This is a genomic window from Frankia nepalensis (genome assembly GCF_016786325.1).
GTDB lineage: Bacteria > Actinomycetota > Actinomycetes > Frankiales > Frankiaceae > Pseudofrankia > Pseudofrankia nepalensis.
Genome location: NZ_JADWYU010000200.1, coordinates 59,247 through 70,441, shown reverse-complemented (window position 1 = coordinate 70,441; position 11,195 = coordinate 59,247). Strand labels below are relative to the sequence as shown.

General features: G+C 74.8%; 7 protein-coding genes. 3 read left to right on the top strand and 4 right to left on the bottom strand.

Annotated elements, in window-relative coordinates:
- The first annotated feature begins 705 nt into the window (after positions 1–705).
- Positions 706–1,548 carry a hypothetical protein gene (locus I6A81_RS31115; RefSeq protein WP_203002583.1) on the top strand — a complete coding sequence of 281 codons (843 nt, stop codon included), beginning with the start codon at positions 706–708 and terminating at the stop codon, positions 1,546–1,548.
- Positions 1,549–1,660: 112 nt separating this feature from the next.
- Here the strand turns inward: I6A81_RS31115 and I6A81_RS31110 are convergent, their stop codons facing one another.
- From I6A81_RS31110 to I6A81_RS31100, 3 genes are all read right to left on the bottom strand, one after another.
- Positions 1,661–3,259 (bottom strand): phosphatase PAP2 family protein, encoded by a 1,599-nt coding sequence (locus tag I6A81_RS31110; RefSeq protein WP_456319694.1) that lies wholly within the window; start codon positions 3,257–3,259, stop codon positions 1,661–1,663.
- A 272-nt stretch (positions 3,260–3,531) separates the two neighbouring features.
- Positions 3,532–4,854, bottom strand: a complete 1,323-nt coding sequence (locus I6A81_RS31105; protein ID WP_203002584.1) for a cryptochrome/photolyase family protein — start codon at positions 4,852–4,854, stop codon at positions 3,532–3,534.
- On the bottom strand, positions 4,848–6,350 hold the full coding sequence (locus I6A81_RS31100) for a DUF2867 domain-containing protein (protein WP_203002585.1): 1,503 nt from the start codon (positions 6,348–6,350) through the stop codon (positions 4,848–4,850). Before I6A81_RS31100 ends, I6A81_RS31105 begins: the two co-directional genes overlap by 7 nt.
- 377 nt (positions 6,351–6,727) lie before the next feature.
- On the opposite strand from I6A81_RS31100, the gene I6A81_RS31095 reads away from it, so the two are divergent.
- Together I6A81_RS31095 and I6A81_RS31090 are read left to right on the top strand one after the other, a co-directional pair.
- Entirely contained in the window at positions 6,728–7,843 is a 1,116-nt protein-coding gene (locus I6A81_RS31095; protein ID WP_307875029.1) for a PP2C family protein-serine/threonine phosphatase, read from the top strand.
- 246 nt (positions 7,844–8,089) lie between these two features.
- Positions 8,090–9,871 (top strand): GGDEF domain-containing protein, encoded by a 1,782-nt coding sequence (locus I6A81_RS31090; protein WP_203002586.1) that lies wholly within the window; start codon positions 8,090–8,092, stop codon positions 9,869–9,871.
- A 100-nt stretch (positions 9,872–9,971) separates the two neighbouring features.
- Here I6A81_RS31090 and I6A81_RS45170 read toward each other — a convergent pair whose 3' ends face one another.
- Entirely contained in the window at positions 9,972–11,171 is a 1,200-nt protein-coding gene (locus tag I6A81_RS45170; RefSeq protein ID WP_285222836.1) for a PucR family transcriptional regulator, read from the bottom strand.
- Positions 11,172–11,195: the final 24 nt, after the last annotated feature.

Sequence of the window (11,195 nt, the reverse complement as noted above, 5' to 3'; positions counted from 1 at the left end):
CTCCCGGGTCGGGCAGGTCCCGCCGCGCCGGACGCGAGGGCCGGGCGCGCGTCGAAGACCGGGACGCCCCTTCTCGCGGCCGAGAATGCCTGACCGCGCGTGACGGGACGGAGGCCCATTGTGGTAGCGAACGGTGGCCAGTGCGGCATAGATCGCCATGCGGTCGAATGGCTGGCTACGCAGGGCTCTAGCGCGCGTTCCCACAGTCTTCATGGCCCGCGCCACTGGTCGACTCCGACCCCGGCGCGTCGACATTGGCTACTATGAGTATCCAGCGGGCGGTGGGACGCCCGGCTCGTCCGTTGGATGAGTCCGAATAGTCCACGGGACGGGGCAGTCAGCCAGTTTGGGTGCGATGACATCGGCGCCGCACTACGCTGACGGGGCTGACACTCAGTGTTCGGGGGACTCGCGTTCCCTGTTCACCGGGGGCGGGGCTTCGGCGGCGCGGTCGCCTGCCGGCCCGAAGCCGCCGGATCATGGCCGCGTCCCGCCGCGCCGCCGGCAAACAGATGCCCGGCGGCGGGACCATCCGCATCCGCGGCGAGACGCGCTCGATGAGGGAAGCGCCGATGGCGAGGAGGACCACGTGCAGGCTGCCGTGACCCAGGCTCCCCCATTGATTTTTGCTGGCGCAAAGATCAATGGGGACCCCGCGCCCGAGATAGGCCGGAGATCTGGAGCTCGGGCGCCCGGAGCGTCCGCATGATCCTTCGCGCTCGCCGCATCGACCGGCTCGAGGAGCACCCGAACCTGCGCGGCATCCTGGGCATCCTTGCCCAGCTCGTGCACACGACCGACGACGAGCTGATCCGGCTTGCCGCCGAGTGGCGCAACTCGTCCGCGCTCGCGGTCGCCCGGGACCGGGCGCTCTCGCCCGATTCGCCGCTCGTCGTCGAGGTGCTGGCCGCGTTCGACGCGCTGTCGGCCATCTACGCCGATGACCTGGCCGGCGCCGACTTCGTCTCGGTCGACCCGTCGATGACGGCGACCGCCCTGCGCTCGATGCGTGACGCGCTCGCGGCCGCCTACGCCCGGCCGATCCTCTCCCGGTCCGAGTACGCGGGCCTGATGCGTCCCTGGCGGGTGGTCTACCCAAGGGCGCGCTCGCACGAACCCGACCTCGGCCCCTCCTCGGCCGACGTGAAGCGGGTGCTCGCGGCCCTGCCGAGGCTCGCCGTGCGCTGCCACGACACGCGCAGCTCCGAGGTCTTCGAGGGCCTGCTGGTCACCGCGCTCACCCGCGACGAGACCGACCACCAGGAGGCGATGGACGCCGCCTTCGGCACCGCCGTGCTCACCGGTCGGCGCCGGGTCTGGACGCTGGTCCGCCGCAGCGCCGCCGAGGGCTTCTGGCGCCCCTGCCAGGACTGCCGGGGCGGCGCGCTGCTCGCCCAGGACCCGTCGTCCGAGGCGCGTGTCATGGAGCTGTGCGCCGATCTGGCCTGCGCGCTGCTGGTCGAGGACCTGCTCGACCCGGTGCTGTGCGCCCGCCTGACGACGCCGCTGACGGCGCTGATCCCCCTGCAGGACCACTCCGTCCGCTGAGGACCCGTGTCCGCGCGGGACCTTCGTCTACTGAGGACCTTGGTCCGCCGAGGACGCGGGACGCCCGCGTCGGCGGCTCGTCGTCCCGCGGCCCCAGGTGGGCGGGACTGGTTCAGCGCGGCCGGAAGACGACGAGACGGGCGCCGTTCGGCGTGATCATGAGGCGGCGCGCGCGCCCGGTGACCTCGCCGTCCCGGGCGAACGGCATCGACGGGACCCGCCCGCGAGCCCGCCCCCGGGCCGCGGCGACGGCGGTGATCTCGATCCTGGTGGCCGCGCGCTGCTCGTAGACGGGGGTGCGCCGCAGCCGGCCGGTCAGGACGGCGGCGACCAGCCTCGTCCTGGCGAGCGGGACGGTCCCGTCGACGAGCCGCAGGTCGAGCATCCTCTCGTCGAGCCGCTCCCGGTAGGTCGGGGCGAAGCCCGGCGGGTGGTAGATCCCGTTGCCGACGAAGGCCAGCCACAGCCGGCGCCGTTCTCCGCTGGCCGCCCGCCGCGCGCCCGCCGGCCGGGCGAGCCGCGGCCGGGTGGGCCCGACCGGAGTGGGCGGCCGCGTCCCGACGAGCGGCTCGTCGGCGATGATCGTCACGTCGATCGGCGGCTCGTTGCGCAGCACCCAGGACAGCGCCACGACCATCGCCGGCCATTTCCCGAGCCGCTTCTCGAGCCGTTCCCTGACCGCGACCAGGTGGGCGTAGCCGCCCACGCTCGCGGTGTTGAGGAACACGCCGTCGAAGGACGTGCCCTCAGGGCGCGTCCCGTCGAAGCGGCCCACGTCGACGGCGACGGCGCTGCCCTCGCGCAGCGCGCGCACGGTGTCCGCGATGCCGACGATGCCGGCGCCGAGCCCCAGATCGGCGGCGAAGTGGTTGAGCGTGCCGGTCGGGAAGATGGCGAGCGGCAGGCCGTGGGCGAGCGCGCGCTCCGCCGCCGCGTTGACGGTGCCGTCCCCGCCCGCGACGCCGAGCACCCGGGCGGACGCGGCGGCGTCGTCGAGCGCCGCCTCCAGGTCGTCGCCCGGCCCGACCTCGATCACCTTGGCGAGCGGCAGCAGGGAGCGGATCGGCGCGGCGACCCCGGACGGCTGGCCGAACCGGGCGCCGGCGCCGGAGCTCTCGTTGACGACCACGACCAGCCCGTCGCCTTCCGGCAGGCTGGACACCTCCGCCGGCGCCGGCCGGCCGCGCGCCGGCGCCCAGGACCGCCTGGGCAGGACCTTCGTCGTCGCGAACGCGCAGGCCGCGCCGAGCGCGGCGCCGGCGACGACGTCGCTCGGGTAGTGCACGCCGACGTACACCCGGGAGAACGCGACCAGGCTGGCCAGCGCCCCGACCGGCACGGCGGCCCCCGGAGCGTCGAGCGCCACCGCGGTGGCGAAGGCGGCGGCCGAGGCCGAGTGCCCCGACGGGAACGAGAACGTGGAGTGGTCGCGCCGCGGGCGGCGCACGAGCGGGACCGCGTGGGTGGCGGGGCGGCCGCGCCGGAAGATCGCCTTCGCCGGGCCGTTGGTGACGGCGCTCGCGAGCCCCAGCGCGAGCAGGCCGCGTCCCGCCGCCCGGCGGCGCCGGCCGCGGGTGACCCCGAGGAGCCCGGCCACCCCCCACCACAGCAGGCCGTGGTCGGCCGCGTGGGTCAGCCGTGGCAGCAACGGGTCGGCGATGGGACGGGCGCGCGCGACGGCGTCGAACATCGTCCGGTCGGCCGCGTTCACCCAAGACACCCCCTGGCGCAACAGAGGCCGCGGCCGAGGCGCCTGGCGCGCCCGCCGCCACGAATCCAACGAGGTGGCGGCGCCCGCCGCCCGCTGCACCCGCCTACTCTGCGTCACTCCCGGCAGGCTACCCGGCTGGGGTGACCGCCAAGCCTGGCTTTACCCATTATGTGGCCATTGTGGGCCCGGTCTGCCTCGAACGGCCGTCGTCTCGCTGCCCGGTGGCCGAAGCGGCGCTCACCGGGCAGTCATGGTCCACGCGGCGGTCATGGTCAACGCAGTGTGTCGGCGAGGCCCGGGAGCGGCGCGGGGTACTTCAGGGCGCGCCGCTCGGGGTCCGGCAGCCGCCACGGCTGGCGAAGGTCCCTGGCCGCCAGGTCGGCGAGCTCCGGCACGTGCCGGCGGACGTAGGCCCCGTCGGGGTCGTACCGTTCGGCCTGGCGCAGCGGGTTCAGGACGCGGCCCGGCCGGCGGTCGGTGCCGGTGCCGGCGACCCACTGCCAGTTGAGGTTGTTGTTGGCCAGGTCCCCGTCGACCAGGTGTTCCAGGTAGTGCGCGGCGCCGGCGCGCCAGTCGATGCCGAGGGTCCTCGTGAGGAAGCTCGCGGTGATCATCCGTGCCCGGTTGGGCAGCCAGCCCTCGGCGAGCAGCTGCCGCATGCCGGCGTCGACGACCGGGACGCCGGTGTGACCGGTTCGCCAGGCCTCCAGCGCCTCGGGGTCGTCCCGCCAGTCGTCCACCTGACGGCCGTAGTCCCGGTGCGCCGTGTCCGGGCGGGCGTCGAGGAGCTGGTGGAAGAAGTCGCGCCAGGCGAGCTGCCGGACGAACTCCCGGGCGCCGTCGCCCGCCCCCGCCCGGGTCGCGAGCTCGAGGGCGGACAGGCAGCCCAGGTGAAGGTAGGGCGACAGGCGCGACGTGCCGTCCGCGGCCAGCCGGTCCCGTTGGTCGTCATAGTGCTCGACGCCCTGGCCCAGCCAGCGCTCCGCCCGCATAAGGCCCGCCCGCTCGCCGCCCGGGAACCCGTCGGTGCCCGCCCGCGGCTCGACGGGCGGCAGCGCTCCCGGGTCGAGCTCCGGGAGCCGGATCCGTTCCGGGGGCCCGAGCACGCGCCGCCACGGGACGTCGGACCACCGGCGGTGGTAGGCGCCGAAGACCGCGAAATGATCCCGGCCGGCGGGCCGGAGCCGGCCCGGCGCGACGACGGCGTGCACCTCGTCGTGGCCGCGCAGCTCGCGGCGGCGCTCGGACAGCGCCGAACGCAGCGCCGCCTCGCGCCGGTGGGCGTGGGCGGAGCTGTCCGTGGCGATGTGCACCCGGGCGGCGTCGACCTCGTCGGCGAGCCGGCAGATCTGCTCGACCGGCTCACCGGCCCGAAGGACGAGACGCCCCCCGAGCTCTCGCAGCGACCGGTCGAGGTCGGTGAGGCTTTCGGCCAGGAACCGCCGCCGGCCGCCGGCGGCGAATCCGCTCCGGTCCATGGCCGCGTCCAGCACGAACACCGGCACCACGCGCTCGGCCTCCCGCGCGGCGGCCACGAGCATCGGGTTGTCGCGCACCCGGAGGTCCCGGGTGAAGACCGCCAGCGTGGTCACCACGACCGCTCCACGGGGCGCGCGTGCTCGGCGGTGTCCGTGATGTCGCGCGCCATCCGGCCCAGCGCGGCGCCGCGCACCGGCGCGAGGGACTTCCAGCACAGGTGGCCGGCGAGCCCGCGCGGTTCGAAGATCGCCCGCTGGCGGTAGACGGAGCCCCCGGCGGTGGGGGCGGCGGAAAGCTCGATCCAGGCCCGGCCCGGCAGGCGCGTCCGCGCGCGCAGCCGCAGCCGGCGCGGCCGGTCGACGTCCTCCACGCGCCATCCGCCGGGGGGCCATCCGGACCGCCCGCAGAGGGGCTCGCCGACGCGGGGGCCGCGCGGGACCGACCGGCGGCGCGTCGCGGCACCCGGGACGAGCCGGTCGATCCACCCCCGGACGGACCGGGCGCGGGGGCGCCCGCCGTGCTCGTCTCCCACGGACTCGATGACCCGCCACAGCCGCCCGGCGTCCGCGGCCGTGGTCAGTTCTCGCGCGTCCTGGTAGACCGTGCCGCCGGACCAGTCCGGATCCGTCGGGAGCGGTTCCGACGGCGGCCGCGGGCGCCCTCGCGGCATCGTGGCCCACGTCCAGCGCGACGGCTCCCGGGCCTCACGGGTTCTGGCCAGCGCGAGGGCGACCGCCTCGTCGTAGCCCGTCAGGCCGCGGGCGGGGTCGGGGACGTACGCGGCGATGTCCTGGTCGCGGCAGACGACCTCGTTGACCAGTGAGGAGATCAGCGGGACGGCGATGCCGCGAGGCACCGGTGTCACGAGGTTGACCCACTGGGCCGACAGCCACGGCGTGAGCAGCGGCACCGGGACCACGAAACGGCGTGGCAGGCCGGCGACCGCGGCGTACCGCCGCATCATCTCCCGGTAGGTGAGGATGTCGGGCCCCCCGATGTCGAAGCCACGGCTGACGCCGGCCGGAACCAGCTCGGCGGCTCGGGTGAGGTAGTAGAGCACGTCCCGGATGGCGATCGGCTGGACGCGGGTACCCACCCACCGCGGCGTGACCATGGCCGGAAGCCGTTCGGTGAGGTAGCGCAGCATCTCGAAGCTGGCCGACCCCGAGCCGATGACGACCGCGGCCCGCAGCACGACCGTGGGCACCCCGGAACCGAGCAGGATCTGCCCGACCTCGCCGCGGGAGGCGAGGTGGGCGGAAAGCCGCTGCCCGGCTGGGCTGATCCCGCCCAGGTAGATGATCCGCCGGACGCCCGCCCGCCGAGCGGCCTCGGCGACGTTGTGGGCGGCGACGCGGTCGCGTTCGGCGAAATCGTGGTGGTGCAGGGAGTGCACGAGGTAGTAGACGACGTCCTGCCCGGCCAGGGCGGCCGCCACCTGGCCGGAGTCGGTGACGTCCGCCGTCACCAGTTCGGCCCGGTCACGCCAGGGTGCCTCGGCCAGCTTGGCGGGGGTGCGGGCGGCGGCCCGCACGACGTGCCCCCGGGAGAGCAGTTCGGGGACGAGCCGACTGCCGATGTAGCCGGTCGCGCCCATCACCACGCATCTCACCCCGCGAGGCTTCCCATCCTGGGCTCCTTCGACCGCTCCCAGCCGGGTCGATCATGACGCGGCGAGGCCTGTGCCCAGGGGAACGGCCGGTGCCCCCCGGCCGTCGCGTCGCGGGCGGCGTTGTCGGTCGACCGGCCGTTCCGGCACATCGGACCTAATGTAGTGGAGTGAATGCGTGGCGGAGTCGAGCTGACACGCGTGGTGAGCGGGGGCGGGGCGATCGCAGGTGGCCGGGCCGCGGCCGGCCCCGCCGGCCGGGCCGATCCGGCCGAGCCGGGTCGGACGAGATACACCAGGCGATACCCGGCCTGGCGGAGCGGCTGGTCGGCGCGGCGCCCGCCGACGACCTGTATCTGCGCGCGTTGCAGAGCACGGACGTGAGCTTCACGATCGCCGACCCGCACCAGCCTGACACCCCGCTGATCTGGGTCAACGGCGCCTTCACGCGGATCACCGGTTACCCCTTCGCGGAGGCCGTGGGACGCAACTGCCGCTTTCTCCAAGGACCGCGCAGCGACCGGGCGGCCGCCGCCCGGCTCGGCGAGGCCCAACGCGAGTGTCGACCCACCCGGGTGGAGATCCTGAACTACCGGAAGGACGGCGGAACCTTCTGGAACGAGATCGCGATCGCGCCCGTCTTCGACGGCGCCGGCAGGCTCACCCATTTCGTCGGCGTGCAGGACGACGTGACCGCTCGGGTCGAGGCCAGGGCGGAGCGGGAGGAGCTGTACGGGCGGGCGCACGCGGTCGCCGAGATGCTGCAGCGCAGCCTGCTCCCCGAGATGCCGACCGTGCCCGGCCTGACCTTCGTGGCCCGCTACCTCCCGGCCAGTGACACCGCCCGCGTCGGGGGCGACTGGTACGACGTCCTGAGCCTGCCCGATGGCAGGGTGGGACTCGCGATCGGGGACGTCATGGGCCACGACCTGCCCGCGGCCGCCGCGATGGCGCAACTGCGCAGCACGCTGCGGGCCTATGCCTGGGAGCTGGTCGGGCCGGGGGAGGTGCTCGAGCGCCTCGACCGGCTGGCCCAGGGCCTCGCGATGGACAGTTTCGCGACCGTCTTCTACGCCATCCTGGAGCCGAACACCTCCGGCGGGGCCACGCTCAGCTACGCCAACGCGGGACATCTGCCGCCGCTGCTGTGCGCCGCCGGCGGCGGCCCGGTCCACCGTCTCTCGGACGCGCACTCGCTCCTGCTCGGCGTCAGCGACATCGGCGCGCGCGACGAGGCGAGCGTCGCGCTCCCCCCCGGTTCCACGCTGCTCCTCTACACCGACGGGCTGGTCGAGCAGCGCGGGCGAGACGTCGAGGACGGCATCGACCGGGCCGCGGCCCTGCTCGCCGGCCATACCCCGCCTCCCGCCTCCCGCCAGGTCGCCGACTCCGGCCTGGAGGGACTGGCCGACACGCTCACCAGCCAGGCGACGGGCGGCGAGCCCCAACAGGACGACATCGCCGTCCTGCTCGTGCGGCTCGCAGGGGCGGCCTGATCCGACCACACGCGGTTGGTCCGGCGGGATGGTTGGCGGTATCGCCCGAGGGGGAGATCGCCGGGTCGAGGCGTCGGCCGAGCGCGTGATGCCCGCCCGGACGCCGCGTCGAGCGGTCCCGGGGCCACCAAGCGCAAATACATTAAGTGATCTAACGGGTACGTTTCGTTAGATGGTCGTACGATGATGCGGTCCGGTGTCCGAACCCGGAATCAAGGTCGCCCGGCAGGCAGGGGGTGACGGCCGATGCGGGATCCTGAGGCCGGCCCGAGCGCGAGGCCGCGGAAGTCCCGGCTGACCCGGCCCGCGAGCGCGCCGGCGCGCCGGCTGGGCGGCTCGGCGATGAGTGGGCAGACGTTCTGGCGGTTGGCGACTGGCGCCGCCATGTTCCTGCTCGCCGTGCTGCTGGTCGCGCTGGTGGCGCGGCGGTCCGTCGCGATCGTCGTCGAACCGGCGGCGGGGGCGACCGCCGCGGGAGTGGCGGCCGTCTGCGGTGGGCTCGGGGGATGGCGTTGCCGGGGAGACGAGCGCCGATGGCGCTGGCTGACCGGGAGCGCCGCGACCGTGACGATGGTCGGGGTGGCCGCTGCCGCGTGGTCGACCGCCGTGTCCGGCACGAACGTGCCCCGGCTGCATCTGTCCGATCTCGGCTATCTGGTCTGCTACGCGCTGGCGCTGGCCGGGTTGCTCACGATGCCCACCGACCCGCTCGACCACGGGCCGGACGGTCTGGCGGGCCGCGAAGGCCGTGATCGTCACCGGTCGGTGTCCAGCCGCCGATGGCTGGTGGTGACCGTGCTGGACAGCCTGCTCCTGGTCGGCTCGCTGGCGCTGCTCGGCTGGGACCTCGTGGTCGAGGACGTCGTCGTGGGCCGCGGGCACGGCCTGGTCGCCCTCCTGATGGCGTGGGTGCTCGCGCTGGCCGCGCTGGTTCTCATCGTGGCGGTGTTCCTGGTCGGTACGTTCCGCCGGCCGCGGTCCTGGCTCGCGTTCAGCCTGCTCGCCGCCGGGCTGGTCCTGCTGGCGGTGGTGGCGACCACCTACGCCGCGGCCGCGGTGCGTCGCTGGGTGGTGGTGCCACCGCCGATCTCGGCCGGTTTCGTGGCCGCGTTGCTGCTGGTCGGGCTGGCGACGGTCGTCCCGGCGCGGCCGACGTCGCTGCTGGCGGTCGATGCCGGCGACGTCGATGTCCGTGACGCCGATGTCAGTGAGGTGGATGTCAGCGACCGGGAGGGCGGCCGGCGCCCCGGCCGGCTGCAGGTACTGCATCTGATGCTGCCGTATCTGCCACTGGGCGCGGTTGGCCTGCTCGCCGTCGTGCGGCTGGTGGAATCGGCGCAAATCCAGCGAGACGAGATGCTTGTGCTGTTCTTTCTGCTGGCGCTGGCCCTGGTGCGGCAGGTGTGCACGCTGTTGGAGAACGCGAACCTGCTGGCCCGTTATCGCGCGAGTCAGCGTCAGCTGCGGTACCAGGCGTTCCACGACCCGCTGACCGGGCTGGCGAACCGGGCGTTGTTCGGCCAGCGGCTGCGCGCCGCCCTCGAACGGCGTGCCCGCGATGGCGACCCGCGGTCGTTGGCCGTGCTCTTCTGCGATCTCGACGATTTCAAGATCGTCAATGACGCGCTCGGGCACGGGGCGGGCGACGAGTTGCTGCGGGTGACCGCCGCCCGGCTCGCCGCCGCGGTCCGCTCGGTGGACACGGTCGCCCGGCTCGGTGGGGACGAGTTCGCGATCCTGGCCGAGGGCGGCGGCGACGATCCGCGGCAGCTCGGCCGGCGGGTCGCCGACGCCGTCGCGGCGCCGTGCGTGCTCGCCGGAGCGCCGTACACCGTGCGCGGCAGCGTCGGCCTCGCCATCGTCGAGCCCGGCGGGGCCGCCGATCCGGAGACGGTGATCCACCAGGCTGATCTGGCCATGTACGAGGCCAAGCGGGCCGGGGGAGCGGTCACGGTCTACCAGCCGGGGCTGTCAGGGCCGGACTCCGGCCGGCGGCGCGCGCCGCGCGCGCCGGGGCGGTACCCGTGAGCCCGGCCGGGCGGTGAGCTGACCGTCCGCTGACCGTCGGTCGTCGATCCGCGCCGTGGGGCGCCGAGCGCGATCGAGGGCCGCTGGGCTGGCCGCGCGCTCACAGCCCCAGCAGACGGGCCAGCTTGAGGCCCAGGTGGAGGGATAGACGATCGTTGCCGTCCCGGAGATCCAGGCCGGTGTGCTCCGCGATGCGCCCGAGGCGGTAGTAGAGCGTCGTGCGGTGGATCACGAGCGCGGCCGCGGTGGCGGTGGGGTCGCAGCCGGCGTCGAGATAGGCCTCCAGCGTCTGGACCAGGACACGTGACCTCTCGTCGCCGAGCAGCCGTCGCAGGCCGGCGGGGATCGCGTCGGGCCCGAGGGCGTCCAGGGGAAGACGGGCGAGCAGCCCGTAGACACCGAGCTCGTCCGCGAACGCCGTGGGGCCGAGCGACGGGACGAGACGGGCGACCCGGGTGGCCTCCAGCGCGGCCCGGTAGGTGTCGACGCTCTCGCGCAGGCTGTCCCGTTCCGGGCCCAGGCCGATCCAGATCGCCGAGGAGGGCAGCCTCGCGGCGAGCTCCGCCCGGACGCCGTCCGCCTCGGCCCGCAGCGCCGCGCGTTCGGGCAGGACCGGCTGCGCGAGCAGCAGGACCCCGCCGGTGCCGCTGGTGGCCATGCTGAACGCCCGGACCGGCGCGAGCCGCCGCCGCGCGCGCTGGAGGGCAAGGTCGATCTCGACGGCGCTGGCGGCGCCGGGGCCGGGATCGAGGACGACGGCGACCGCGCGGACCCGGGCGTCGGGCGCGACACCGTGGTCGGCGACGAGCCGGCCCACCGCGTGCCGGCGGATCTCGTCCGCCGGGTTGAGGACGTCGCGGAGCAGCTCGCGCTCGGCCGCGCGGCGCAGGTCGTCGAGCAGCCGCTCGCGGAAGAGGACCTCGCCGGCCGCCCGCGCCGCCTCGTCCGCCTGGCGCAGCTCGCGGTCGGAAAGCGCGGTGGGCTGGTCGAAGAGCCAGAGGTAGCCGAGCAGGGTGCCCTGGCAGCGGACGGGCACGCAGACCCGCGCGAGCGAGCCGAGCTCGGGGTTGGCGGGAACCCGCACCGGCCCGGTCGCCGTCGCGATGCCGAGCGCCCGCGCGTAGCTCGTCACCGATGGTTCGGAGCGGGGCCGGCGCAGCATGACCGAGTCGATCCGGAACCGGTCGACGGGCTCCTCGTGCGCGGTGTGGGCGAGCAACCGCGTCTCGAGATCGTCGATCGCGACCGAGCGGCGCAGCCGCGCGGCCAGCCCTTCGGCGATCTCCTGAAGCCCCGTCATCGACTCCCGTCCCGCGCCTTCCGG